This is a genomic window from Erwinia phyllosphaerae (genome assembly GCF_019132875.1).
GTDB classification, from domain to species: domain Bacteria; phylum Pseudomonadota; class Gammaproteobacteria; order Enterobacterales; family Enterobacteriaceae; genus Erwinia; species Erwinia phyllosphaerae.
In genome coordinates this window covers 378,408-403,656 of record NZ_JAHSPF010000003.1, presented here as the reverse complement: position 1 = coordinate 403,656, position 25,249 = coordinate 378,408, and the positions used below count along the sequence as shown (strand labels likewise).

Below are 25,249 nucleotides of genomic sequence, written 5' to 3'. Positions count from 1 at the left end.
CTCTCGGCCGCCTATTAATTCGGTAAAAAGAGCGAAAGAAGTCATGCCATCGAAAGGATTTTTAATTTATCTCGCGCTGCTAAGCGTGGCAGGTTTTCTTGCCACCGATATGTATCTGCCTGCTTTTGGCGCCATGCAGCAGGATCTGCACACCGAAGCTGGCGCAATTAGCGCCAGCCTGAGCCTCTTTCTGGCAGGTTTTGCCAGCGCGCAGCTGTTCTGGGGGCCGCTTTCCGATCGCATCGGCCGTAAGCCGGTACTGCTGATGGGCCTGAGCCTGTTTGCCGTGAGCTGCGGCGCTATGTGGTGGGTTAATACCACGGTTGTGCTGCTGATCCTGCGCTTTTTACAGGCCGTGGGTATCTGTGCCGCCGCCGTGAGCTGGCAGGCACTGGTGATCGACCGTTATCCGGCCGCCAGGGCCAACCGCGTTTTCGCTACTATCATGCCGCTGGTTGCGCTTTCTCCGGCGCTGGCCCCGCTGCTCGGTGCCTGGCTGCTCAATCACTTTTCCTGGCGCGCGATTTTTTTAGCGCTGCTGCTGCTGGCGCTGGCGCTGCTGATCGCCACGCTCTTTATCTCTGCGCCAAAGGCTAAAGCGCATAAAGAAGAAGACAAGATCGGCTTTTTTACCCTGCTGAAATCGCCGGTGTGGAGTGGCAACGTGCTGATTTACGGTGCCTGTTCCGCCAGCTTTTTTGCGTGGCTGACCGGCTCCCCGTTTATTCTGGCCGAGTTGGGCATGTCGCCTGGCGATATCGGTCTGAGCTATGTGCCGCAGACGCTGGCCTTTCTGGCCGGCGGCTACGGCTGCCGCGCGCTGCTGAAACATACGGAAGGAGCCTCCCTGCTGCCGTGGCTGCTGGCTATTTATGCCTTGAGCGTGGTCGCCTTTTTTATTGCCGCGCAGATTGATTCGCCGACAACCTGGGCCCTGCTGCTGCCGTTTTGCGGTATGGCGCTGGCGAACGGCGCGATTTATCCTGTCGTCGTAGCAAATGCGCTGCTGCCTTTCCCGCAGGCGAGCGGCAAAGCGGCCGCGCTGCAAAACACCCTTCAGCTTGGCCTGTGCTTTGTAGCCAGCATGCTGGTATCCGGCTTTATCGCTACGCCGCTGGCTACCACTTCGCTGATTATGCTCAGTACTGTCTTTATGACAATTGTTGGCTATATTTTACAGCGGGGACAGGCAGCAAGCGCCTCGCTGGAACAGCTTGAAAGCCATCACTAACTCCCTGAATCCATTTAGTTAGCGTCCTAACAATAAGCCGTTGAATATTGTCTGAGGTGAGCATATACTCATTTTCAGGCAATAAAAAAATAACAAATCTGTATCATTATTTGAGTCCTGACAGGGTTGTCCGGGTGTTCTTTTTCTGTCTTGCATCACCCACTCTGTAGGCTTCAGTTCAATCCTCTGTAACGTCGGATATCAGCGCACTTACCGTGCGTTTTCTCACAATTCTGCGGAAATTGACTATTCTTTTCCCAGATTTCAATCACGAAGGGTGATGGAGAAGCTATGAGTTCATCGTGTATAGAAGAAGTGAGCCTGGAAGAAAATCAGTGGTTTCGGATCACCCAGGAAATGTTGCGCAACGCGGACGTTGAAATCAACGGCAGCCGTCCCTGGGATATTCAGGTCAGCCAACCCGATTTTTTTAAGCGCGTGATGCAGGAAGGTTCGCTTGGCCTTGGTGAAAGCTATATGGACGGCTGGTGGGAATGCGAGCGGCTGGATATGTTTTTTCACCGCGTCCTGAAAGCCAAACTGGATCAGCAACTGCCTCGCCATTTTAAAGATACCCTGCGTATTGCCGCCGCCCGCTTAACCAACCTACAGTCCCGCAAGCGCGCCTGGATTGTGGGCAAAGAGCATTACGATCTGGGCAACGACCTTTTCACTCTGATGCTTGACCCTTATATGCAGTATTCCTGCGGTTACTGGAAAGAAGCCGAAACGCTGGAGCAGGCGCAGGAAGCTAAATTAAAAATGATCTGCGAAAAGCTGCAGCTGGAGCCAGGTATGTCGTTACTGGATATTGGTTGCGGATGGGGCGGTCTGGCCGCCTATGCAGCGCGCCACTATGGCGTAACGGTGTTCGGCGTCACGATTTCAGCTGAACAGCAAAAGCTGGCTCAGCAGCGCTGCGAAGGACTGGACGTCACTATTCTGCTACAGGATTACCGCGATCTGGATCGGCAGTTTGACCGCATCGTTTCCGTCGGCATGTTTGAGCACGTTGGCCCGAAAAATTACGCGACCTATTTTGAGGTGGTGGATCGCAACCTCAAGCCGGAAGGTATTTTTCTGCTGCACACTATCGGTGCCAATAAAACGGACGATAACGTCGATCCGTGGATCGATAAATATATTTTCCCGAATGGCTGCCTCCCTTCCGTACGCCATATTGCCGAAGCGCACGAGCCGCATTTTGTTATGGAAGACTGGCATAATTTTGGCGCAGATTACGATTTAACGCTGATGGCCTGGCACCAACGCTTTCTAACCGCGTGGCCACAGCTGGCGGAGAAATATGGCGAGCGCTTTAAACGGATGTTTAGTTACTATCTGAACGCCTGTGCGGGTGCTTTCCGCGCGCGTGATATTCAGCTCTGGCAGGTTGTCTTTACCCATGGTAAAGAAGGCGGACTGCGCGTACCGCATTAAGCTTTAGCGCGCCCGATTTCTGCTGCTGACGAAGATTTATCGATCAAACCGCACCTTATTAAGTTGGCAACAACTTTAAGGTGCGGTTAATTTTGCATTTTGCAGCCCGGCTCAATCCTGCAATAAGCCGTTCTGTTACTCCGCCTGCGGCTGAATTTCTGCTGCCGCCGCCGCCAGCAATGACGCCTCACGCTGTGCCAGCACACGCTCTACGGTTTCTACGATTGCCTGAGTATGCGGATCGATTTCAATATTTACCCTGTCGCCCAGACGCTTGCCGCCCAGCGTGGTTCTTGCCAGCGTTTCAGGGATAAGATGAACGCAAAACTTGCTTTTGGTCACCTCACCTACCGTCAGGCTAATGCCGTCGATGCCGATAAAGCCTTTGTGCAGAATATATTTCATCTGCTCCGCGTCCTGCGGTTTAAACCATATTTCGCGGTTATTTTCCGAAGTGATAATTTTGCAAATTTCAGCGGTGGTCATAATATGGCCGGACATTAAGTGACCGCCAATTTCATCGCTGAATTTAGCCGCGCGCTCAACATTGACCACATCGCCGACTTTTAATTCGCCCAGGTTAGTAATGCGTAGCGTCTCTTTAACTAAATCAAAACTGATTTTATCGCCGTTGATCTCGGTTACCGTCAGGCAACAGCCATTATGAGAAACGGATGCGCCCAGCTCCAGGCCAGGCAGCATCTCTTCCGGCAGGCTAACGATATGGGTACGGAAATTTGGTTTCTCTTCAATCGCCAGCACCTCTGCGGTGCCTTGCACAATACCGGTAAACATAATTATGACCTCGGTGAATTTTTCGCTATTCTTGTCAGATCTAAAAACTATATCAAATAGTCTTCTTTCCTTCAGTTAAAAAACAGGTGTATACGTGCAGAAGTATCTGACAGAGGCGCGTCAATTGCTGGCGCTGGCAATTCCGGTTATTTTTGCGCAGATTGCGCAAACCGCCATGGGGTTTGTCGATACGGTAATGGCTGGCGACGTCAGCGCAACGGATATGGCTGCTGTAGCGGTAGGGACGTCCATCTGGTTACCCGCTATCCTTTTCGGTCACGGTTTGCTGCTCTCGCTGACGCCCGTGGTGGCGCAGTATAACGGCTCGGGCCGCCGGGACCGCATCGCTTTTCAGGTACGCCAGGCTTACTGGCTGGCCGCCTTTGCCTCGCTGCTGGTCATGGTAGTGCTTTATAACGCCGGATACGTTATCCGCTCTATGCACAATATCGATCCGGTGATGGCGGATAAGGCAGTGGGCTATCTGCATGCGCTGCTGTGGGGCGCGCCGGGCTATCTCTTCTTTCAAACCGCTCGTAACCAGTGCGAAGGGCTGGCTAAAACCAAACCCGGCATGGTGATGGGGTTCCTGGGGCTGCTGGTCAATATTCCGGTTAACTATATTTTTATCTACGGACACTTTGGCATGCCCGCGCTTGGCGGTGTCGGCTGCGGCGTGGCCACCGCATCGGTTTACTGGGTGATGTTTATCGCCATGAAGTTCTGGGTTTCGCGTGCCGGTTCAATGCGCGATATTCGTCTGCCGGATCGGTTCAGCGCGCCGGATGCAAAAGTACTGTGGCGGCTGTTTAATCTTGGCCTGCCCGTTGCGCTGGCGCTCTTTTTTGAAGTCACGCTGTTTGCCGTGGTCGCCCTGCTGGTATCGCCAATGGGCATCGTTGACGTGGCCGGCCACCAGATTGCGCTAAATTTCAGCTCGCTGATGTTCGTATTGCCGCTCTCTTTGGGCGCAGCGACCACTATCCGCGTCGGGTTTCGCCTTGGGCAGGGCTCTACCGAAGCGGCTCGGGTAGCTGCCTGGACGGCGCAAGGTGTCGGTATGTCGCTGTCGCTGCTGACCGCGCTGTTTACGGTAATTTTTCGCGAGCAGATTGCGCTGCTTTATAACCACAATCCGGCCGTCGTTACGCTGGCCGCCCAGCTGATGCTGCTGGCCGCCGTTTATCAGTTTTCCGATTCGGTGCAGGTTATCGGCAGCGGGATCCTGCGCGGCTATAAGGACACTCGCGCCATCTTCTTTATTACCTTTATCGCCTACTGGGTGCTGGGTTTGCCCAGCGGCTATATCCTGGCGCTAACGGACTGGGTCGTTGCGCCGATGGGGCCAGCTGGATTCTGGACCGGTTTTATCATTGGCTTAACCTCCAGCGCGGTGATGATGGTCTGGCGTATCCTTCGTTTACAGCGGCAGCCGGCCGAGCGTCTGCTGACGAGAGCAGCGCGATAAATCCGCAGGTTAGCCTGCAGATGTTTAAAAATGCTGCGCTTCGCACAGTTGCGCAGCAGTCGCGCTGAAATTGTCGATTTCTGCTTGCAAGGCGTCAGGGCTGTCGTTAATATTCGTCCCCGCTGTCGCCCAGATAGCATGATGCGTTCTTAGCTCAGTTGGTTAGAGCACCACCTTGACATGGTGGGGGTCGGAGGTTCGAGTCCTCTAGAACGCACCACAGTGCGTCCGTAGCTCAGTTGGTTAGAGCACCACCTTGACATGGTGGGGGTCGGTGGTTCGAGTCCACTCGGACGCACCATAACGCGTTCTTAGCTCAGTTGGTTAGAGCACCACCTTGACATGGTGGGGGTCGGAGGTTCGAGTCCTCTAGAACGCACCATCGCCTTAGGCTCCTTTTTTCTGTTCGTCTCTGCACCCGTTTATCCCCTTCCTGCTTTACTGTTTACTGTGCATCACGCTTTTTACACCTTATCGCTTCAGTGCCCGTTGCTATACCGCCCGTGACTTATCGCTTTACCACCTGTTGCCCGCCGCTTTGCCGCCCGTTGGTTGTCGCTTTATCGCCCATTGGTTGTCGCTTTATCGCCCATTGCTTATCGCTATATCGCCTGTTGCCCGTTGCTCATTGCCCGACTGGCCGTCATTTTTTGCGCATTAACGCCGCGTCCGCCTTTCCTGACTAAGCCTTGCTAACGCTTTTTTTGCGCAACAACCTGATCTGGTACAAGCTTTCACGTATCTCAAAATACTTTTTAATTGGTTTTCAACAGGCTGAGTAGCTATAATACGAAACGTTGTTTCACATGAATGGTTTCAGCGTATGGTTGGCCCTTTAGCAAAAACGATATCTGCTTGCGCAACATCACGCTGCGCCCGCGCTGAAACCGCGTTAAAACTTCCTCTGCACGCTTTTTTTCTGTCACCTATCCTTAAGCTGTATCGCAATTCGCCGCTCAGGCAACCATGCTTTTCCGGCGCGCAACACAAACACCGGGATCTCGCTTTATTTCATCCATTAACTTAACAGATGACTCGTCATGAAAAAGACCAAGATTGTTTGTACCATCGGTCCAAAAACCGAATCGGAAGAAATGTTGACTAACCTGCTGGACGCGGGCATGAACGTCATGCGTCTGAACTTTTCCCACGGCGATTATGAAGAACACGGTAAGCGTATCGCTAATCTTCGTAACGTGATTAACAACACCGGCAAGCAGGCCGCTATCCTGCTGGACACCAAAGGCCCGGAAATCCGCACCATGAAGCTGGAAGGCGGCGCGGATGTCTCTCTGAAAGCTGGCCAGACCTTTACCTTTACTACCGACCAGTCAGTTGTTGGCAACAGCGAGCGCGTTGCCGTGACCTACTCTGGCTTTGCTTCTGACCTGGCTATTGGCAACACCGTGCTGGTAGATGACGGCCTGATTGGCCTGGAAGTCACCGAAGTGACCGAAACCACCGTAGTTTGCAAAGTACTGAACAACGGCGACCTGGGTGAGAACAAAGGCGTTAACCTGCCGGGCGTTTCTATTCAGCTGCCAGCGCTGGCTGAAAAAGACAAGCGCGACCTCATTTTCGGTTGCGAACAGGGCGTAGACTTTGTTGCCGCCTCCTTTATCCGTAAGCGTTCAGACGTGCTGGAAATTCGCGAGCACCTGAAGCAGCACGGCGGCGCCCACATCCAGATCATCTCGAAAATTGAAAACCAGGAAGGCCTGAACAATTTTGATGAGATCCTGGACGCTTCTGACGGCATCATGGTGGCCCGTGGCGACCTGGGCGTGGAAATCCCGGTTGAAGAAGTGATTTTCGCGCAGAAGATGATGATCAAAAAGTGCAACCGCGCTCGCAAAGTCGTGATCACCGCGACGCAGATGCTGGATTCGATGATCAAAAACCCACGCCCTACCCGTGCGGAAGCGGGCGACGTGGCAAACGCCATTCTGGACGGTACGGATGCGGTTATGCTTTCTGGTGAAAGCGCCAAGGGCAAATACCCGCTGGAATCCGTTACTATTATGGCCACCATCTGCGAACGTACCGACCGCGTGATGAAAAGCCGCATCGACTCGCAGCATGACAACCGTAAAATGCGCATTACCGAAGCGGTATGTCGCGGCGCGGTAGAAACTGCCGAGAAGCTTGAAGCGCCGCTGATTGTGGTCGCTACCGAAGGCGGTAAGTCAGCCAAGTCCGTGCGTAAATATTTCCCTAACGCCACCATCCTTGCGCTGACCACCAATGAGCAGACCGCTCGTCAGCTGATCCTGAGCAAAGGCATTATCACTTCCGTGGTCAAAGAGATCGCTTCTACCGATGATTTTTACCGTATTGGTAAAGAAGCAGCGGTCGCCAGCGGCTACGGTCAGAAAGGCGATGTAGTGGTCATGGTTTCCGGTGCGCTGGTACCGAGCGGAACCACCAATACCGCCTCTGTGCACGTTCTGTAATCGAAGATTACGCCTTGTAGTGAAAAAGCGTCCTGAGTGGCGCTTTTTTTACAACTTTACTAACATGTTTTTGCGAAAATTCTAATCGAAATTAACGATGCAACTTTCTTTGGAGATGCGATAAGCCCGATTGAAATGGTCTGTTTTCGCTAAATTTTTTGGGGTTTTCCAGAAAGACGCTGCATCTTTGAGCGAACGATCAAATTTAAGCACGTTCTCACTAAAAATTTATTCTCATTGGAAAAAACTTTGTGTAATACTTGTAACGCTACATGGAGATTAACTCAATCTAGAGGGTATAAATAATGAATCGTACTAAACTGGTACTGGGCGCGGTAATTCTGGGTTCAACTCTGCTGGCTGGTTGCTCAAGCAACGCTAAAATCGACCAGCTGTCTACCGACGTTCAGACTCTGAACGCGAAAGTTGACCAGCTGAGCAACGACGTGAACGCAATCCGTTCTGACGTTCAGGCTGCTAAAGACGACGCAGCTCGCGCTAACCAGCGTCTGGACAACCAGGCTCACTCTTACCGTAAGTAAGAGTTCTGGTTTGAAAATGGCGCACATTGTGCGCCATTTTTTTTGCCTGTATCTGTTCAGCTTTCCGAAACCCTGTTTAAACGCGCTACAACACTTCCTGCTGGCCTCCCGCGCGCTTTTCAGTAATCTCCCTTCACAACGCTGTAGAAACGCTCCTGGTAGCGTCAGAAGGCTTTTTACCGCTGCTGACCAGCACCGGCATGCCGGAACGCCTTTTTAGTGCCGCCTCAACCATTTCACTATCGTTTTCGTCGCTATGGATAAATTGCTTAACCTGCGCCGGCAGCGTAATCGGCATGGTTTGCGGATCGTCCTGCTCGCGGTGCGAAAGCGGCTGATGAACCTCTATATAGCGTTTGCCGTCAGGCTCCACGGCATATTTCACGGGCTGATTAATGATCTGTACGCGCGTGTTTTCAGGGACGCTGTTAAACAGGCTTTCGATATCATCCGGCCGCAGGCGTATACAGCCGGAACTGACGCGCATGCCGATGCCGAAATCCGCATTGGTGCCGTGGATCAGGTAGTGGCCTTTGCCGTACGCCAGACGCAGCGCAAACAGCCCCATAGGATTATCCGGCCCGGCCGGTACGGTAATCGGTAAGGTTTTGCCTTCTGCCGCATAGCGCTTGCGGATATTAGGCGTGGGCGTCCAGGTAGGATTGGGGATTTTCTGGCTGATGCGGGTTACCATCGGTGGCGTATTCGCGCCCAGCTGGCCGATGCCGATGGGGTAAACCACTACTTTGTTTTCGCCTTTTGGATAGTAGTAGAGCCGCATCTCGGCAACGTTCACCACTATCCCCTCTCTTTTTGTATCCGGCAGCAGCATTTGCGTGGGTATAACCAGCTGAGAACCCGCCTTCGGCAGCCAGGGATCGGTGCCGGGATTCGCTTCCAGCATGCTTAACAGGCCAGTCTGAAAGCGTGCGGCAATGCTTTCCAGCGGGCGTCCATCGTGCGGCACGGTATAAAGCTGGTTTTCGCCCGTCAGGCGGCTGTCAGCGGCAGGAAGCGGATAGTCGGTGGCGCGGGCAGAGGCCATTGAAAGGAAAAACAGCAAAGAGGCAAACAGAGGGGTTTTCATCGACGTTTCTCATCAGGGGGTAATACTTCCCGTCTCGCTGACGGGAAGCCTGTCGAGAAGCGGAACAGCTTAGCCGGAAACGCTGGCCTGTGCTTTCTGACGGATAGCGCGGATCATCGCTTCAAGTCCCTGCGAGCGCGACGGCGTAAGATGCTGGGTCAGCGCCAGTTCAGCAAACCACGGGCGCACGTCAAAGTCCAGGATTTCTGCCGGCGTCATTTGCTGATAAAGCACAAACACCACTGCGATCAGCCCTTTCACAATAGCGGCATCGCTGTCGCCCTGAAGCACTACGCGGCCGCTGTCATCCAGGTTCATCACGATCCAGACCTGGCTTTGACAGCCGGAGATGGTGTTTTCCGGCTGATGCAGCGACTCGGGCAGCGCGGGCAGCTTTGCGCCCAGCTCAATCACATACAGATACTTTTCTTCCCAGTTGGCGCAGCGGGAAAAGTTACGTACCAGTCTCTCTTTATCTGGCATTGTCGCCATGCAATTCTCCTTTGCCAGCGGCTTAGCCGCCCAGCAGCATGTGTATACGCGTCAGGCCTGCCGCAAGGCGATCGACCTCTTCTTCGCTATTATACAGGACAAAAGAAGCACGACACATTGCCGGTACGCCATAGTGGTGCATCAGCGGCATAGCGCAGTGATGACCAGTACGAATAGCAATGCCGTAGCGATCGAGGAAGCTGCCCACGTCATAGGCATGATGCTGTCCCAGATTGAAAGCGATAACGCCTGCACGCTCCTGAGGGCCATAAATAACCAGCTCGGGCACGGCTGCCAGCTTGTCCAGCGCGTAACGCATCAGCGTCTTCTCGCGTTGGGCAATGGCTTCCAGCCCCAGCTCTTCAACCCAGGCCAGCGCCGCACCCAGACCGATGATGCCACCGGTATTAGGCGAACCCGCTTCGAAGCGCCACGGCGCTGCGGCATAGGTGGTGCCCTCAGTGAGGCTGACGGTAGCGATCATCGAGCCGCCCCCTTCCCACGGCGGCATCCGATCCAGCATTGCCTTACGGCCATACAGGATACCGATACCGGATGGGCCATAAATTTTATGGCCGGAGAAGAGGTAAAAGTCGCAGTCCAGATCCTGCACGTCGACTTTTTCGTGCATTACCGCCTGCGCGCCGTCAATCAGCGTCGCGACGCCTGCGGCTTTTGCCTGCGCTACCAGCTCTTTAACCGGGTTAACCGTGCCCAGCACGTTGGAAACGTGCGTAACGGCCAGCATGCGCGTACGTTCATCCATCAGCGCTGGCAGCGTTGTCAGATCCAGCTCGCCATTCGCCGTCAGCGGAATAAAACGCACTTCTGCGCCGGTACGCTCGGCAATCATCTGCCATGGCACGATATTGGCGTGGTGTTCCATCTCGGTGATGAGGATGTTGTCGCCGGGCTGCAGCTGGCTACCGCCCCAGCTGCTGGCCACAAGGTTAATTCCCTCGGTGGTACCCTTAACAAACACAATCTCTTCCGGCGAGGCGGCGTTAAGAAAACGCGCGGCGCTGGCGCGCACGTTTTCCATTTCCGTCGTCGCTTCGGCGCTCAGCGTATGGATGCCGCGATGCACCGCCGCATAACCATGCTCGTAGAAACGGCTTTCGGCATCGATAACCGCCTGCGGCTTCTGTGCGCTGGCGGCGCTGTCAAGATAGGCCAGCGGCTGGCCATTCACTTCTCGCGCCAGTACGGGAAAAGCTGCCCTGACGCGCGTCAGGTCAAAACTCATTTAATGCCTCCGGGAAAGCGCTGGGCGATACGCTGCATCACCGCTTCCTTCAGTACTTCATCCGTGATGGCCTCGGTCAGCTCTGCGGCGAAAGCGTAGATAATCATGCGCTGGGCAGACTCTTCGCTAATGCCGCGAGCGCGCAGATAGAACATCTGTTCGTCATCAATACGACCGATAGTCGCACCGTGGCTGCACTTCACGTCGTCCGCATAAATTTCCAGCTGCGGCTTGGTATCCACCTCTGCCAGACGGCCTAACAGCAGGTTGTTGTTGGTCATCTGCCCGTCGGTTTTCAGCGCGTGCTTAGCCACTTTGATATGGCCGTTAAACACCGCGCGCGCTTTATCGCGTACGATGGTTTTATGCAGCTGGCGGCTCTGGCAATAACCTTTGTTGTGCTCCAGATAAGTACGGCTGTCGCACACTTCTTTTTCTACCGGCAGCATCAGGCTGTTAATCGACAGATCGCTCCCCTCGCCGTTCAGCTGCACGCTGGTGTTATGGCGTGCCAGACCGCTACCCAGCAGGAAGCTATGGCTCGCCACGCGCGCATCACGCTCAATCACCAGATCGTTATGCGAGAAGTGGTTGCTGCTGGCGTGCTCAAAGCCCAGTTTGTAGTGCGTCAGCTGCGCGTTGTTGCCAACGGTAGCGGTAAAGCGAGCGCCGGTAAAATGCGCGCTGTCGTTCAGGCTAACGTAATGCTCAATAATGGTCGCTTCTGCGCCGTCATCCAGCTGCAGATGGTGGCGATAATGCGAGGTGTTCATCTCTTCCTGCGCGCTACCGCTGCTGATATGCAGCAGATAGACGGCGCGAGCGGCGGACTTGCCGCGCGCCAGATGAATGGTGGTCAACTCTTCCGCCAGGCTTTCCGTCAGGTGCAGGAACACCTCTGGCTGTACCGGCGCGTTAAGCTCACGGCGTCCGGCGGCCTTTGTCACCTGAATATCAAACAGATCCCAGCTGCTGTCGCTGAGCTGCGCGTTGAAGCGCCCGTCGACAAAGACCAGCTTAATGGCGTCGATATTCAGCGCCAGCGCGGCTACGTCTGCGGCCGTCAGCGTAGCGGACGTCGGCAGCACGAAGTTGTGCGCCAGCAGGCTGTCCAGCGGCGTATATTTCCAGTTCTCATGCTTGCGCGTCGGCAGGCCTAAGCGCAGCACCTGCTGCCAGTGTTGCTGAGCCTGCAGGGAACGCTGCTCGCCCTGGGTCTCGAACAGGTGATGCCACTGCTGCAGGGCGTTTTCACTACTCCTGTTCGGTAAGCCAGCCATAGCCTTGCTCCTCCAGTTGTTTCACCAGCGAGAAGTCGCCTGACTTGACGATCTTGCCCTGATACAGCACGTGCACGAAATCGGGCTTGATGTAGTCCAGGATGCGCTGGTAGTGGGTAACGATAATAAAGGCGCGTTTGCCGTCGCGCAGCGTGTTAACGCCGTTAGAGACGATTTTCAGCGCATCGATATCCAGTCCGGAGTCGGTTTCATCCAGAATGCAAAGTTCAGGTTCCAGCGCCGCCATCTGCAGAATGTCGTTACGCTTTTTCTCACCGCCGGAGAAGCCGACGTTTACGGAACGAGTCAGCAAATCTTCCGGCATTTTCAGCAGGTGAATTTTGTCTTCGATAAAGTCCTGGAAGTCGAAGCGGTCCAGCGACTCCTGGTCACGGTATTTACGCACCGCGTTGACGGCGGTTTGCAGGAAAAACTGGTTGCTGACGCCAGGGATTTCTACCGGATACTGGAAGGCCATAAAGATGCCTTCGCCCGCACGATCTTCCGGAGAAAGCTCCAGCAGATCTTTACCCTTAAAGGCAACGGAGCCGCCGGTGATTTCATACTCTTCACGGCCAGCCAGCGTGGCGGAAAGCGTACTTTTACCGGAACCGTTCGGGCCCATAATCGCATGCACTTCGCCTGGCTTCACTTCCAGATTCAACCCGCGCAGGATCTCTTTATCTTCGATACTTACCTGTAAATCTTTGATGCTTAACATAATGTTTCCTGGGCAATACCTGTCTGCATTGCGCAAAATGAGTAAGCAGCGGGGATCAGCCCACGCTGTGTTCTAAGCTTATCGCCAGCAGTTTTTGCGCTTCCACCGCAAACTCCAGCGGCAGCTCGGAGAAGACGTCCTTACAAAAGCCGTTAACGATCATTGAGATAGCGTCATCCTCGCTGATACCGCGCTGCAGGCAGTAGAACAGCTGATCTTCGCCAATTCTTGAGGTCGTGGCTTCGTGCTCCAGCTGCGCGGTATTGTTGCGCGCTTCCACGTACGGGAAGGTATGCGCGCCGCACTCGGCGCCGATCAGCATGGAGTCGCACTGGGTAAAGTTACGGGCGTTGGTCGCCGTTGGCATAATCTTCACCAGGCCGCGATAGGTGTTCTGGCTTTTACCCGCCGAAATCCCCTTGGAGATAATGGTGGATTTGGTGTTTTTACCAATGTGGATCATCTTGGTGCCGGTATCGGCCTGCTGATGACCGCTGGTCAGCGCCACGGAGAAAAACTCGCCCACGGAGTTGTCGCCGCGCAGGATCACGCTTGGATATTTCCAGGTAATCGCCGAACCGGTTTCAGACTGCGTCCATGACATCTTGCTGTTTTCGCCTTCACACAGCGCGCGCTTGGTCACGAAGTTCAGGATGCCGCCTTCCGACTCGCCGCCGGAGAACCAGTTCTGTACCGTAGAATATTTTACTTCCGCGTCTTTGTGGATGATGACTTCCACCACGGCCGCGTGCAGCTGATAGCTGTCGCGCACTGGCGCGGAACAACCTTCGATGTAGCTGACGTAGCTGCCTTCATCGGCAATCAGAATGGTGCGCTCGAACTGGCCGGTTTTTGCCGCGTTGATACGGAAATAGGTCGACAGCTCCATCGGGCAACGCACGCCTTTAGGGATATAAACAAAGGTCCCGTCCGAGGCGACAGCCGAATTCAGCGCGGCAAAGAAGTTGTCATTCGCAGGCACGACGCTGCCCAGATACTGTTTTACCAGCTCCGGATGTTCGTGGATCGCTTCGCCAAACGAGCAGAAAATGATGCCCTGCTCTGCCAGCTTGCCGCGATAGGTCGTGGAAACCGATACCGAGTCGAAAATCGCATCGACCGCCACTTCCTGACCCTCGCGAACCGGCACGCCCAGCTGTTTGAAGGCGTTTTCCACTTCTTCCGTCAGATAGTTTGGTGCTTCTGCGCCGGAGGTCTGCTGTGCGCCAGGCTCGGAAGCGCAGCTGTCGTCGCAGCTGCCGCAGGATGGCGCCGAGTAGTAACTGTAATCCTGATAGTTCAGTGACTTATAGTTAGCTTTCAGCCAGTGTGGCTCTTCCATTTCCAGCCAGGCCGCAAAGGCCTTGAGGCGAAAATCAAGCATCCACTCCGGCTCATTGCGTTTAGCCGAGATCGCGCGCACCACATCTTCATTGATGCCGTGGGCGAACTCTTCGGTTTGCAGCTGAGTGAAGAATCCTTCCTTGTACTTCTGGCGGCTTCCTTCCCAGACCTGCACGTCGTCTGATGTATCAGTATTTCGGGACATAAAATTTACTCAACGCCAAAGCTCTCACCACAGCCACAGGCGTGTTGAGCTTTAGGATTATTAAATTTAAAAATCTGGTTCAGGCCTTCACGTACGAAATCCACTTCGGTTCCGTCGATAAAAGGCATAGCCTGCAGCGGCACGTAAAGATTTGCGCCGTTATGGGTAAACACTAAATCATCTGACGCAGGCTCTTTAATCAAATCCATGGTGTAGCCGAATCCGGCGCAGCCGGACGTTTTCACGCCCAGCCGTAACCCCTTCACGTGCGGGTCACTGGCTGCCAGCGCAATGATCTGCTGTGCGGCACTGTCGGTTAGCGTCAGTCCTTTCCAGACGAAGTCGTCGGGAGAAAAAGAAGCGGTTGTTGCTGATGGCATAACATTACCTCGCGAGTCGGTAGCCCTGCGGGCTGATACCCCTATGTTAGTGATAATGATTGTCTCTTCAACCTCTTGTTTTGCAGGGATTAAGGCCAACCGGGTTTTTTCAGGCCTCTTTATTCAGTTTAGACCCTGTGAAGAGGTTTGCGATGTGCGTCGCGCCGTGATTTAACGAAATGGTAACACATTGAAAAGCAGCCAGTAAATATCAGCCGCGCTACGTTAATCAGGAATAATGCTTATTTTAACGCTTTCATCCTTAACGCGTATTGTTATTACCAATTTATTTAAGAGGCCGCATAAATCGATAAATTTTTTTTCGCTGATGTTGAATAATGCGCCAGTTATAATATGATAATGATTATCATTAGCGCGAACAGGACCCATCATGAAGCTGTCGATAAGCGCCTGGCTGCAGCATAAAATTGACGAATACCAGTTTTCCGTCCGCGATATCACCATCGATTATTATATGGCGCAGGCTAAACTCAACCGGCCCGACTGCTCGCTTGAGCAGTTGCGCAAATACAACGATACCTGCCTGGATATGGCAGAGCTTTGCCAGCTAAACGGCGACGACCAGAGCTATCTGCATGCCCTGGGCAGGCTGCATCAGCGTCTGCTGCAGGAATTGGGAAATAATCAGCGCGAACGCCTGTTCCGTATGCAAGCCTGGCAGCTGGCACGCCATACGCTTAGCCGTCTGTGCCATCAGCTGGCGCTGAGCGGCGAGTGGGAAAAGGCAACCCTGCTGCAAAGCGAATTTATGCGCCAGGCTTCATGGATTATGTGAAGGCTGACGCGCTGCAAAGCAAAACGCCACCAGTATACCCTGGTGGCGCTGTGATTTCTGCTGCGTCGTTTAGATCAGTTCCAGCAGCGCCTGTAGCGGATGACGCATGCCGTTGCCCTCTACCCTCTTCACCTGACTGCGGCATGAGTAGCCGGTCGCCAGACAGCGCTGGCGCGGCAGCTTTTGCAGCGCGGTATGCCAGGAAAGCTCGTAGATACCCAGCGAGTTAGCCAGATTTTTTGCCTCGTGGCCATAGGTGCCCGCCATCCCGCAGCAGCCTACGCTGATGTTTTCCAGCCTGGCGCCGAAGCGAGCGAAGATAGCGGCCCACTGCTGGCTGGAAGCGGGCAGCGCGGTCACTTCCGTACAGTGTCCGAACAGATACCAGGCCTCGCCGCTTTGGGGCACCGCCTGCCTTTCCGGCAACGCCTTTTGCAGCCATTCATGCACCAGCTGTACATGGAAATCGCCGCGATTATCGCCAAGAATTTCTTTGTATTCATCGCGATAACAAAGCACCAGTGCCGGATCGACGCCGACCATCGGCAGCTGTAGTTTGGCCACGCGATTTAAGAAATCCGCCGTCTTTTGCGCCGTTCTGGCGAAACGCTGCAAAAAGCCTTTGATGTGCTGCGCCTTGCCGTTTGGCGAGAAAGGCAACACTACCGGCTGGAAGCCCAGCTTCTCCACCAGCGCAACAAAATCGCTTACCAGCGAAGCCTCGTAATAGCTGGTGAACGGATCCTGGACGATCAGCACATGACTTGCGCGCTGCTCTGCGCCCATGGCTTCCAGCTGCTCCAGCGTGGTGGTAGTGGCCCGCTGCCCGGCCAGCTGGTTTTTCAGGCTGGGAGAAGAAAGCAGCGGCAGGTCGACCATGCCGATGTGATTTTTACTCAGCTCTCGTACCAGCGGCTGCCGCAGGAAAAAATTGAAAAATTTTGGCGCTTTCGCCATCAGCGGCGCATAGCTTTCCACGCTGGCAACCAGGTGATCGCTGGCGGGACGCAAATAGCGCGTATGGTAGAGCTGCAAAAAGCGAGAGCGGAAGCCGGGCACATCAATTTTAATCGGGCACTGCGTGGAGCACGCCTTGCAGGCCAGACAACCCGACATCGCCTCTTTTACCTCATGCGAGAAGTCATACTCGCCACGCCTGGCGTGCCAGCTGTTGCGGGTTCGCTCAATCATGCCGCGCAGGCTGACTTTCTGCGTCGGCAGGCTTCTTTCCAGCGCCAGCGGATCGACGCCCTGCTCCGCCAGTAGCCGCAGCCATTCACGCGTTAGCGTGGCGCGGCCTTTGGGCGAGTGAATGCGGTTGCCGGTAATTTTCATTGAGGGGCACATCGGGCTACGTGCGTCAAAATTAAAGCAGAGACCGTTACCGTTACACTCCATTGCGCCGCGCCAGTCGCTGCGCACGCTTATCGGGATCTGCCGGTCGAAAGTCCCGCGCTTGACCGCGTCGACTTTCATCATCGGTTCGTCGACGCCAAAAGGCGCGCAGATTTTGCCAGGATTCAGCCGGTTAGCGGGGTCGAAAGCGGCTTTGATGCGGCGCAAATCGTTGAACAGCTCTTCACCAAAAAAGGCCGGACTGTACTCCGCACGGAAGCCTTTCCCGTGTTCTCCCCACAGCAATCCGCCGTAGCGCGCCGTCAAGGCCACCACCTCGTCGGAAATTTGCTTCATCAACATTTCCTGCTGCGGATCGCACATATCCAGCGCTGGCCGCACATGCAGAACGCCAGCATCTACATGGCCAAACATGCCGTAGCTCAGGTTATGGCTATCCAGCAGCTGACGAAATTCAACGATATAGTCCGCCAGATGCTGCGGCGGTACGCAGGTATCCTCAACAAAAGGAATCGGCTTGGCGCGCCCTTTGGCATTTCCCAGCAGCCCTACGGCTTTTTTGCGCATCGCGTAGATGCGTTCAATGCCGCTAATATCGTCACACAGCTGATAGCCAATTACGCCTGCCTGCTGCTCCGCCATCAGCGTTTCCAGCCGCTGGCAAAGCGAGGCGACCTGCCCATCAATCAGCGCCCGGTCATCTCCGGCAAACTCCACGATATTCAGGCCGAGCATGTCACGATCCGGCACGTCGGTGATTAATTCGCTGACTGAGTGCCAGACGATATCTTCCCGCGCCAGGTTCAGCACTTTTGAATCGACGGTTTCCACCGATAGCGCCTGCGCTTCCACCATAAAAGGCGCGCTGCGCAGAGCGGAATCGAACGAGTCATATTTGATGTTGACCAGGCGGCGCACTTTAGGGATGGGCGTAATGTTTAACCGCGCTTCGGTGATAAAGGCCAGCGTGCCTTCTGCGCCACACAGCAGCCGGGTGAGATCAACCTGCTCCAGGTCGTCGCTAATAACGTGGCGCAAATCGTAACCGGTAAGAAAACGATTGAGCTTAGGAAACTTGTCGATAATCAGCTGGCGACGATCGCGGCAGCGTTCCAGCACCGTGCGGTAAATTTCCCCTTCCCGCGTCTGTTCTTTAGCCAGCGTCTCAGCCAGGGCAACCGGAACGGCGCGCGTATCCAGCATATCGCCGCCGATCAGCACGGCGCGCAATCCCAGAACGTGATCGGAAGTTTTCCCATAGACCAGCGAACCTTGCCCGGAGGCATCCGTATTGATCATGCCGCCAAGCGTGGCGCGGTTACTGGTTGAAAGCTCGGGAGAGAAAAAATAGCCAAGGGGTTTCAGCGCGGCGTTAAGCTGGTCTTTTATCACGCCGGCCTCGACTTTTACCCATCCCTGTTCAACATTGATCTCAAGAATGCGGTTCATGTAGCGGGACATATCCACCACGATACCCTGATTCAGCGACTGGCCGTTGGTGCCGGTGCCGCCACCGCGAGGCGTAAATATCAGGCTTTGATAGCGCTCTTCGCCTGCCAGCCTGGCGACCAGCGCCACGTCTGCCGTAGAACGTGGAAAGATAACCGCATCAGGTAACAGCTGATAGATGCTGTTGTCGGTGGACATGGTAAGGCGGTCGGCGTAGCTGGTGGCGGTATCGCCGGTAAAACCCTGTTGCTCTAACGTCTGCAAAAACTTCAGCACCAGTTGAACGAGGCCCGGCGCCTGAGAAATCTGTGGGATCATTATCTTGTAACCAGGTTGTGTTTGAAGGGTATCCTTTGCTCTTTGTCATGGTTTTATCACATTTTTTTGTCACCTGTCGCGATTTTAGGCAGGTGAAAAGAATAACGTGCCGTTTCCATTAAAAATGCGTTTAATACGTCAGGTTGAAAATGGTTGGCGCACTTCGCCACTATTCTCCGGTTGCTCATTTTATTGAGGTTAATGGCCATACATGAAGAACACGCAAAATGGATGGGATATGTTACAGGTTATCTTTTCTATCCTGTTTATTACCCTGCTTATCGTCGTCAGCCTGTGGGTGGTCCAGCCGTTTGTGCTGGGGTTTGCCTGGGCGAGCATGGTGGTGATCGCCACCTGGCCGCTGATGCTGAAAATTCAGGGCTGGCTGTGGGGGCGGCGCTCGCTGGCGGTTATCGTGATGACGCTGCTGCTGATGCTGCTGTTTGTTATCCCGATAGCCCTGCTGGTGAACAGCCTGATTGAAAACAGCGGCCCGCTGATCGCCTGGGCGACGTCCGGCCATCTGATGCTGCCGGAAATGCTCTGGCTGCACGATATCCCGCTGGTGGGTAGGAAGCTCTCTTCCGCCTATCGCCATCTGGTTGCCGGCGGCGGCGCAGCGATGATGACCAGCATTCAGCCTTATATCGGCCGCACCAGCGTCTTTCTGTTTGCCCAGGCCGGACACTTTGGCCGTTTTATGCTGCATTTGGGTTTAATGTTACTGTTCAGCGTGCTGCTCTACTGGCGTGGTGAACAGGTCGGTTTTGGCATCCGCCATTTCGCTTATCGTCTGGGCCATCGCCGTGGCGATGCCGTCGTGCTGCTTGCCGGTCAGGCGATCCGTGCCGTAGCGCTGGGCGTGGTGGTCACCGCTCTGGTCCAGGGCGTGCTTGGCGGTATCGGCCTGGCTATTTCCGGTATTCCTTATGCCACCGTCCTGACGGTAGTGATGATCCTTTCCTGCCTGGTACAGCTGGGGCCGCTGGTAGTGCTGGTTCCGGCCATTATCTGGCTTTACTGGAGCGGCGATAATACCTGGGCTACCGTGCTGCTGATATGGAGCTGCGTCGTAGGCACGCTGGATAGCGTCTTGCGGCCGATGCTGATCCGCATGGGTGCGGATTTGCCGATGATTCTGATCCTCTGTGGCGTGATTGGCGGGCTGGTGGCTTTTGGCATGATCGGCCTGTTTATCGGGCCGGTAGTGCTGGCGGTTTCTTATCGTCTGGTGTCTGTCTGGACGCATGAAGCGCCCGCTCCGCAAGAAGATCCCGAAGAGGTTGTTGAAGAACTTGCTGATATAGAACAGGAAAACTCAGCAAACTAATCTTTTTACGCGGTCAGTTAACCTGACCGCGTAATCCCGCCAAAAAATCCCTTTTGCGTGAAAGATGCCTTTGTTTAGCAACTTTTATCGTTTTTGCGCTGGCCGTCCCCTTTTCTCTCGTCCTTAAGAACAATTGATTAAGATAAATACACATATTCTGCATTACACCTGTTAACCGTCTCAAAAAATATTACCTCCCTTAAACTAATAAGAGGATTCTTAAAGACTCACTTCACGGCTGAGAATAGTATATCGGTTATGTTTAGCAGCAACGCGCTGATTTATAAACAACCTTTTCCCCTGAGTGACATAAAGAATTGCTGTGTGTAGTCTTTGCCCATCCCATGTGATGGGCTTTTTTTTATATGTACAAAAGCAAAAAGGCCGGATAAACCGGCCTTTTTATATAAGAACTTATGAATAGTTACGCTTTTTTCAGTTCGCCCAGGCTTAGCCAGGTTTGCACCACCGTATCCGGATTAAGCGACAGGCTATCGATTCCCTCTTCCATCAGCCAGGCCGCAAAATCTTCATGATCTGACGGCCCCTGGCCGCAGATACCGACATACTTATTGGCCTTTTTGGCGGCGCGAATCGCCATCGACAGCAGCGCTTTAACCGCGTCGTTACGCTCATCGAACAGTGCTGAGACGACGCCGGAATCCCTGTCCAGACCAAGCGCCAGCTGCGTCATATCATTAGAACCAATAGAGAAGCCGTCAAAATAGTGCAGGAACTCGTCCGCCAGCAGTGCGTTGGAGGGGATCTCGCACATCATAATGATCTTCAGGCCGTTCTCGCCGCGTTTCAGCCCCTGACTTTCCAGCTCCTCAACCACTGCTTTCGCCTGCGCAACGGTACGTACAAACGGCACCATGATTTCAACATTGGTCAGGCCCATTTCGTTACGCACGCGTTTCACCGCTACGCACTCCAGTGCAAAACAGTCGCGGAAGCTGTCAGCAACGTAGCGGCCTGCACCACGGAAGCCCAGCATCGGGTTTTCCTCTTCCGGCTCGTAGCGCTCGCCACCTACCAGGTTGGCATACTCGTTAGTTTTAAAATCTGACAGACGCACGATAACCCGTTTTGGCGCAAACGCAGCGCCCAGCGTGGCGATGCCTTCCGTCAGGCGCGCGATATAAAACTCAACCGGATCGTCAAAGCCTTTCATCATGCCGCGGATCTGCTGCTGCAGCTCTGGCGTTTGCTGGTCAAACTCCAGCAGCGCTTTAGGATGCACGCCAATCATGCGGTTGATGATGAATTCCAGTCGCGCCAGCCCGACGCCTTCGTTAGGCAAACAGGCGAAATCAAAAGCCCTGTCCGGATTTCCGACGTTCATCATGATTTTCAGCGGCAGCTGCGGCATTTCATCAACCTGAGAGCTTTTTACCTCAAAGTCGAGTAAATCATCATAAACGTAGCCGGTGTCGCCCTCTGCACAGGAGACCGTGACCTTGTGGCCCTCTTGCAGCCGTTCAGTCGCGTCACCACAGCCCACCACGGCTGGAATGCCCAGCTCGCGCGCGATAATAGCCGCATGACAGGTTCTGCCGCCGCGATTGGTGATAATCGCAGAGGCTTTTTTCATGATCGGTTCCCAGTCGGGATCGGTCATATCCGTCACCAGCACATCGCCTTTCTGGATGCGGTTCATTTCGCTGATATCGTGAATGACCTTCACCACGCCTGCGCCGATGCGGTGCCCGATAGCGCGCCCTTCCACCACGATGTTGCCTTTGCCCTGTAGCGTATAACGCTCCATGACCTGGCCGTTAGAACGCACCGTTTCGGGACGTGCCTGAACGATAAAGAGCTTGCCGGTGTGGCCATCTTTCGCCCACTCGATATCCATCGGCCGCTGGTAATGTTTTTCAATCTGCATGGCCTGCGCGGCCAGCGCCTCGACTTCTTCATTGCTCAGGCAGAAACGATCGCGTTCCGCTTCCGGTACATCCTCGATTTTGACCTGCTCACCGTGCGTTTGAGAATCGGTATAGACCATGCGAATTTTCTTCGAACCCATCGTACGGCGCACGATAGCAGGACGGCCCGCGGCGAGGGTCGGCTTATGGACATAAAATTCATCCGGATTGACCGCGCCCTGTACCACCATCTCACCCAGGCCGAAGGCGGCGGTAATAAATACGACCTGATCGAAGCCCGATTCGGTATCAATGGTAAACATGACGCCCGCGGTGCCGACATCAGAACGCACCATGCGCTGTACCCCAGCCGAGAGCGCTACGCCACGGTGGTCATAACCCTGATGAACGCGATAGGAAATGGCGCGGTCGTTAAACAGCGAGGCGTAAACGTGCTTCACCGCGATCAGAACGGCGTCAAATCCCTGCACGTTAAGAAACGTTTCCTGCTGGCCGGCGAAAGAGGCATCCGGCATATCTTCTGCCGTCGCAGAGGAGCGCACGGCAAAAGAGGCTTCGGCATCGTCTGCCGAAAGCTGCTGATACGCCTCGCGAATGGCCTGCTCCAGTTCTGGCTGGAAAGGCGTTTCCACAATCCACTGGCGGATCTGCTGACCCGCCTTCGCCAGTTCGTCAACATCGTCAATATCGGTTTTGTCTAACAGCGCATATATCCGCTGACTGACGCCGCTTTGATCGAGGAACTGATTGAATGCATCGGCCGTTGTGGCAAAACCGTCAGGAACGGAAACGCCAAGCGATGACAAATTAGTGATCATTTCACCCAGAGAAGCATTTTTGCCCCCCACCCGATCAACATCGTTCATGCCAAGCTGGTTATACCAGAGCACAAGCGGCAGTTCGCCTATATTGGACATTGAAGCAATCCTTTTGTGATGTAATTAAGAAGCACAGGGTCGTGCATTTCTGAGCCTGGCATATTCCGCTTCAGGAAAGAAACTGTTGAATCGTTCAAGCTTAATAAAAAGCTACTTTTAAGAAAATTCCGCGCAGAAAAATTTAATTGAAAAGGAAAGAAAAATAAATAATACATTGATTTTAAACAATAAAAAAAGCACTCAAACTTAGAGCAACCTTCGCGTTATTATTAATTCTTTTTCAGCATGCTTTTTTGCTTAACATGGGCTTTTGGGAATGGAAAAAGGGAACGCAATTTCATTATGGCTATTTTTCCTTTCGCCGACCATTATAGCCGACTTTATTCTACTTTTTATTTCATTTTATTTTATTTTGGCGATTTCATTTTGTTTCGCAAAAGCTATTACCGTTTGCTTTACTGTGACTATCTAATTTAGTCTGAAAAGCACAGCCACCAGGAGAAAACATGGATATCAGCGAACGTAGTGTTTTTTATATCTCGGACGGCACGGCTATTACCGCCGAGGTGCTGGGCCACGCCGTGCTTTCCCAGTTTCCCGTGGCCATCAACAGCGTCACGTTGCCCTTTGTTGAAAACGTGCAGCGTGCCCAGGCGGTAAAAGCGCAGATTAATGCGCTTTATCAGAAAAGCGGCCTGCGTCCTCTGGTGTTTATCTCTATCGTAACGCCAGAAATCCGCGAAATAATCTTGCAGAGCGAGGGGTTCTGTCAGGATATCGTGCAGTCTCTGGTTGCGCCGTTGCAGCAGGAGCTTGGGCTTGCTCCTGCCCCGGTCGCTAACCGCACGCACGGCCTGACAGCCAGTAACCTGGGTAAATATGACGCCCGTATCGCTGCCATAGACTATACGCTGGCGCACGACGACGGCATTTCGCTGCGTGGGCTGGAAGATGCACAGGTTATCCTGCTGGGGGTTTCGCGCTGTGGCAAAACACCGACCAGCCTCTATCTGGCCATGCAGTTTGGTATCCGTGCGGCCAACTATCCTTTTATTGCCGACGATATGGATAACCTCAAGCTGCCGCCAGCGCTGCGCCCTTTCCAGCACAAACTGTTTGGCCTGACTATCGATCCCGAACGTCTGGCCGCCATTCGCCAGGAAAGAGCGGAAAATACTCGCTATGCCTCCATGCGCCAGTGCCGGCTGGAAGTGGGTGAAGTAGAGGCGCTGTTCCGCACTCATCAAATTCGTTATCTCAACAGCACCAACTACTCCGTTGAGGAGATAGCCACCAAAATTCTCGACATCACGGGGCTGACTCGCCGAATGTATTGAGCGACAGAAAATTTTTGATCCCGCTTGTGAAACAGTGATATTTATCCCGAAACGCCCGGCAGACGGGCGTTTAAGGTTGAAACGATCGCCCCGTCAGGTTTATTGTGATCGCCATCACTTCCCGGTACTCCTGCCGTCGCGAAGATAAGATTTCAGAGAGCTTTATGACTAAGACAGATGAACTGCGGACCGCGCGCATCGAGAGCCTGATTACGCCTGATGAACTGGCGCAGCGGCATCCGATAACGCCAGAAATTGCCGCTAACGTTACCGACTGCCGCAAGCGCGTGGCACGTATCCTTGCTGGTGAAGATCGTCGCCTGCTGGTCGTTATTGGCCCTTGTTCGCTGCACGACCCCGCTGCTGCTTTAGACTATGCCGCAAAATTAAATGCGCTGCGCCAGCAGCATCACTCCCGGCTTGAGATTGTGATGCGGGCCTATTTTGAAAAACCGCGCACCGTAGTGGGCTGGAAAGGGTTAATCTCCGATCCCGACCTGGACGGTAGTTTTCGGGTCAATCACGGTCTGGAAACAGCACGCAAGCTACTGCTGGAGATCAACAGGCTTGGTATGCCAACCGCCACCGAGTTCCTGGACATGGTGGTCGGCCAGTTTATTGCGGATCTCATCAGCTGGGGAGCGATAGGCGCTCGCACCACGGAAAGCCAGATCCATCGAGAGATGGCTTCCGCGCTCTCTTGTCCGGTTGGTTTTAAAAACGGGACGGATGGCAATATCCAGATCGCCGTTGATGCGATCCGCGCCGCACGCGCCAGCCATATGTTTCTTTCACCGGACAAGCATGGCCAGATGACGATTTATCAGACCAGCGGCAATCCTTCCGGACACGTCATTATGCGCGGCGGTAAACAGCCGAACTATCATGCGGAAGATATCTCCGCAGCGGCGGCAAGCCTGCGCGAACACAATCTGCCGGAACGGCTGGTTATTGACTTCAGCCACGGTAACTGCCTGAAACAGCATCGCCTGCAGAAAGAGGTTGCCGCCTCGGTCGCGCAGCAAATCCGGAAAGGTTCGCAGGCGATTGCAGGCGTAATGATTGAAAGTTTCCTGAAGGAAGGAACACAGAAAGTCCAGTCCGGTACGCCGTTGCAATACGGCCAGTCGATTACCGATCCGTGCCTGGGCTGGGACGACAGCGAGGAAGTCCTGGCGCTGCTGGCAGATGCCGTGGCAACGCGGTTCTGAC

Annotated in this window: 19 protein-coding genes, 3 tRNA genes and 1 other RNA gene; 13 read left to right on the top strand and 10 right to left on the bottom strand. The window is 54.1% G+C overall.

Annotation, left to right across the window (positions count from 1 at the left end):
* The first annotated feature begins 43 nt into the window (after positions 1–43).
* Together punC and cfa are read left to right on the top strand one after the other, a co-directional pair.
* A complete protein-coding gene (punC, locus tag KUE00_RS07870) occupies positions 44–1,231 on the top strand; it encodes a purine nucleoside transporter PunC (protein WP_246759165.1) in 1,188 nt (395 codons plus the stop codon).
* 291 nt (positions 1,232–1,522) lie between these two features.
* Positions 1,523–2,671 (top strand): cyclopropane fatty acyl phospholipid synthase, encoded by a 1,149-nt coding sequence (gene cfa, locus KUE00_RS07865; RefSeq protein WP_246759164.1) that lies wholly within the window; start codon positions 1,523–1,525, stop codon positions 2,669–2,671.
* A gap of 135 nt (positions 2,672–2,806) precedes the next feature.
* On the opposite strand, the gene KUE00_RS07860 is transcribed toward cfa, so the two are convergent.
* Complete coding sequence (locus KUE00_RS07860; RefSeq protein ID WP_246759163.1) at positions 2,807–3,466, bottom strand: riboflavin synthase subunit alpha; 660 nt, start codon at positions 3,464–3,466, stop codon at positions 2,807–2,809.
* A gap of 94 nt (positions 3,467–3,560) precedes the next feature.
* On the opposite strand from KUE00_RS07860, the gene KUE00_RS07855 reads away from it, so the two are divergent.
* The 6 genes from KUE00_RS07855 to KUE00_RS07830 all read left to right on the top strand — a co-directional run bounded on the left by KUE00_RS07855 (position 3,561) and on the right by KUE00_RS07830 (position 7,929).
* Positions 3,561–4,934 carry an MATE family efflux transporter gene (locus KUE00_RS07855; protein ID WP_246759162.1) on the top strand — a complete coding sequence of 458 codons (1,374 nt, stop codon included), beginning with the start codon at positions 3,561–3,563 and terminating at the stop codon, positions 4,932–4,934.
* Positions 4,935–5,077: 143 nt separating this feature from the next.
* Positions 5,078–5,154, top strand: a tRNA-Val gene (locus tag KUE00_RS07850).
* A 4-nt stretch (positions 5,155–5,158) separates the two neighbouring features.
* Positions 5,159–5,235 (top strand) — tRNA-Val (locus KUE00_RS07845).
* 4 nt (positions 5,236–5,239) lie between these two features.
* Positions 5,240–5,316: transfer RNA gene (locus tag KUE00_RS07840), tRNA-Val, on the top strand.
* 658 nt (positions 5,317–5,974) lie between these two features.
* Entirely contained in the window at positions 5,975–7,387 is a 1,413-nt protein-coding gene (pykF, locus tag KUE00_RS07835; RefSeq protein WP_246759161.1) for a pyruvate kinase PykF, read from the top strand.
* 305 nt (positions 7,388–7,692) lie between these two features.
* Positions 7,693–7,929 carry a major outer membrane lipoprotein gene (locus KUE00_RS07830; protein ID WP_016169824.1) on the top strand — a complete coding sequence of 79 codons (237 nt, stop codon included), beginning with the start codon at positions 7,693–7,695 and terminating at the stop codon, positions 7,927–7,929.
* Between the two features lie 133 nt (positions 7,930–8,062).
* On the opposite strand, the gene KUE00_RS07825 is transcribed toward KUE00_RS07830, so the two are convergent.
* The 7 genes from KUE00_RS07825 to sufA form a co-directional block, all read right to left on the bottom strand.
* A complete protein-coding gene (locus KUE00_RS07825; protein ID WP_246759160.1) occupies positions 8,063–9,016 on the bottom strand; it encodes a L,D-transpeptidase family protein in 954 nt (317 codons plus the stop codon).
* Between the two features lie 69 nt (positions 9,017–9,085).
* Complete coding sequence (gene sufE / locus KUE00_RS07820; RefSeq protein ID WP_246759158.1) at positions 9,086–9,508, bottom strand: cysteine desulfuration protein SufE; 423 nt, start codon at positions 9,506–9,508, stop codon at positions 9,086–9,088.
* Between the two features lie 22 nt (positions 9,509–9,530).
* Positions 9,531–10,754 (bottom strand): cysteine desulfurase SufS, encoded by a 1,224-nt coding sequence (gene sufS, locus KUE00_RS07815; protein WP_246759157.1) that lies wholly within the window; start codon positions 10,752–10,754, stop codon positions 9,531–9,533.
* A complete protein-coding gene (gene sufD / locus KUE00_RS07810) occupies positions 10,751–12,034 on the bottom strand; it encodes a Fe-S cluster assembly protein SufD (protein WP_246759156.1) in 1,284 nt (427 codons plus the stop codon). Before sufD ends, sufS begins: the two co-directional genes overlap by 4 nt.
* On the bottom strand, positions 12,009–12,755 hold the full coding sequence (gene sufC, locus KUE00_RS07805; RefSeq protein ID WP_246759154.1) for a Fe-S cluster assembly ATPase SufC: 747 nt from the start codon (positions 12,753–12,755) through the stop codon (positions 12,009–12,011). The genes sufD and sufC overlap by 26 nt, the downstream gene beginning before the upstream one ends.
* Before the next feature lie 55 nt (positions 12,756–12,810).
* Positions 12,811–14,304, bottom strand: a complete 1,494-nt coding sequence (sufB, locus tag KUE00_RS07800) for a Fe-S cluster assembly protein SufB (protein WP_246759153.1) — start codon at positions 14,302–14,304, stop codon at positions 12,811–12,813.
* Between the two features lie 5 nt (positions 14,305–14,309).
* Positions 14,310–14,684, bottom strand: coding sequence for a Fe-S cluster assembly scaffold SufA (sufA, locus tag KUE00_RS07795; RefSeq protein WP_246759152.1), 375 nt, complete (start codon positions 14,682–14,684; stop codon positions 14,310–14,312).
* A 391-nt stretch (positions 14,685–15,075) separates the two neighbouring features.
* Between sufA and KUE00_RS07790 the strand changes: the two genes are divergently transcribed.
* Positions 15,076–15,480 (top strand): hypothetical protein, encoded by a 405-nt coding sequence (locus KUE00_RS07790; RefSeq protein ID WP_246759151.1) that lies wholly within the window; start codon positions 15,076–15,078, stop codon positions 15,478–15,480.
* 69 nt (positions 15,481–15,549) lie between these two features.
* On the opposite strand, the gene ydiJ is transcribed toward KUE00_RS07790, so the two are convergent.
* Entirely contained in the window at positions 15,550–18,603 is a 3,054-nt protein-coding gene (gene ydiJ / locus KUE00_RS07785; protein ID WP_246759150.1) for a D-2-hydroxyglutarate dehydrogenase YdiJ, read from the bottom strand.
* Between the two features lie 211 nt (positions 18,604–18,814).
* Here ydiJ and ydiK point away from each other — a divergent pair, with 211 nt between their 5' ends.
* Positions 18,815–19,933 (top strand): AI-2E family transporter YdiK, encoded by a 1,119-nt coding sequence (gene ydiK, locus KUE00_RS07780; protein WP_246759149.1) that lies wholly within the window; start codon positions 18,815–18,817, stop codon positions 19,931–19,933.
* 252 nt (positions 19,934–20,185) lie between these two features.
* An RNA gene (rprA, locus tag KUE00_RS07775) (antisense sRNA RprA) lies at positions 20,186–20,298 on the top strand.
* A 59-nt stretch (positions 20,299–20,357) separates the two neighbouring features.
* On the opposite strand, the gene ppsA is transcribed toward rprA, so the two are convergent.
* Entirely contained in the window at positions 20,358–22,739 is a 2,382-nt protein-coding gene (ppsA, locus tag KUE00_RS07770) for a phosphoenolpyruvate synthase (protein ID WP_246759148.1), read from the bottom strand.
* 467 nt (positions 22,740–23,206) lie between these two features.
* On the opposite strand from ppsA, the gene ppsR reads away from it, so the two are divergent.
* Both ppsR and KUE00_RS07760 read left to right on the top strand, forming a co-directional pair.
* On the top strand, positions 23,207–24,037 hold the full coding sequence (gene ppsR, locus KUE00_RS07765; RefSeq protein WP_246759147.1) for a posphoenolpyruvate synthetase regulatory kinase/phosphorylase PpsR: 831 nt from the start codon (positions 23,207–23,209) through the stop codon (positions 24,035–24,037).
* A 164-nt stretch (positions 24,038–24,201) separates the two neighbouring features.
* A complete protein-coding gene (locus tag KUE00_RS07760) occupies positions 24,202–25,248 on the top strand; it encodes a 3-deoxy-7-phosphoheptulonate synthase (protein WP_246759146.1) in 1,047 nt (348 codons plus the stop codon).
* Position 25,249: the final 1 nt, after the last annotated feature.

What these genes read in the sequence shown, in the direction of transcription:
- punC (WP_246759165.1), top strand. Translation starts at nt 44, where the DNA reads ATGCCATCGAAAGGATTTTTAATTTATCTCGCGCTGCTAAGCGTGGCA.
- cfa (WP_246759164.1), top strand. Translation starts at nt 1,523, where the DNA reads ATGAGTTCATCGTGTATAGAAGAAGTGAGCCTGGAAGAAAATCAGTGG.
- KUE00_RS07860 (WP_246759163.1), bottom strand. Translation starts at nt 3,466, where the DNA reads ATGTTTACCGGTATTGTGCAAGGCACCGCAGAGGTGCTGGCGATTGAA.
- pykF (WP_246759161.1), top strand. Translation starts at nt 5,975, where the DNA reads ATGAAAAAGACCAAGATTGTTTGTACCATCGGTCCAAAAACCGAATCG.
- KUE00_RS07830 (WP_016169824.1), top strand. Translation starts at nt 7,693, where the DNA reads ATGAATCGTACTAAACTGGTACTGGGCGCGGTAATTCTGGGTTCAACT.
- KUE00_RS07825 (WP_246759160.1), bottom strand. Translation starts at nt 9,016, where the DNA reads ATGAAAACCCCTCTGTTTGCCTCTTTGCTGTTTTTCCTTTCAATGGCC.
- sufE (WP_246759158.1), bottom strand. Translation starts at nt 9,508, where the DNA reads ATGGCGACAATGCCAGATAAAGAGAGACTGGTACGTAACTTTTCCCGC.
- sufS (WP_246759157.1), bottom strand. Translation starts at nt 10,754, where the DNA reads ATGAGTTTTGACCTGACGCGCGTCAGGGCAGCTTTTCCCGTACTGGCG.
- sufD (WP_246759156.1), bottom strand. Translation starts at nt 12,034, where the DNA reads ATGGCTGGCTTACCGAACAGGAGTAGTGAAAACGCCCTGCAGCAGTGG.
- sufC (WP_246759154.1), bottom strand. Translation starts at nt 12,755, where the DNA reads ATGTTAAGCATCAAAGATTTACAGGTAAGTATCGAAGATAAAGAGATC.
- sufB (WP_246759153.1), bottom strand. Translation starts at nt 14,304, where the DNA reads ATGTCCCGAAATACTGATACATCAGACGACGTGCAGGTCTGGGAAGGA.
- sufA (WP_246759152.1), bottom strand. Translation starts at nt 14,684, where the DNA reads ATGCCATCAGCAACAACCGCTTCTTTTTCTCCCGACGACTTCGTCTGG.
- KUE00_RS07790 (WP_246759151.1), top strand. Translation starts at nt 15,076, where the DNA reads ATGAAGCTGTCGATAAGCGCCTGGCTGCAGCATAAAATTGACGAATAC.
- ydiJ (WP_246759150.1), bottom strand. Translation starts at nt 18,603, where the DNA reads ATGATCCCACAGATTTCTCAGGCGCCGGGCCTCGTTCAACTGGTGCTG.
- ydiK (WP_246759149.1), top strand. Translation starts at nt 18,815, where the DNA reads ATGAAGAACACGCAAAATGGATGGGATATGTTACAGGTTATCTTTTCT.
- ppsA (WP_246759148.1), bottom strand. Translation starts at nt 22,739, where the DNA reads ATGTCCAATATAGGCGAACTGCCGCTTGTGCTCTGGTATAACCAGCTT.
- ppsR (WP_246759147.1), top strand. Translation starts at nt 23,207, where the DNA reads ATGGATATCAGCGAACGTAGTGTTTTTTATATCTCGGACGGCACGGCT.
- KUE00_RS07760 (WP_246759146.1), top strand. Translation starts at nt 24,202, where the DNA reads ATGACTAAGACAGATGAACTGCGGACCGCGCGCATCGAGAGCCTGATT.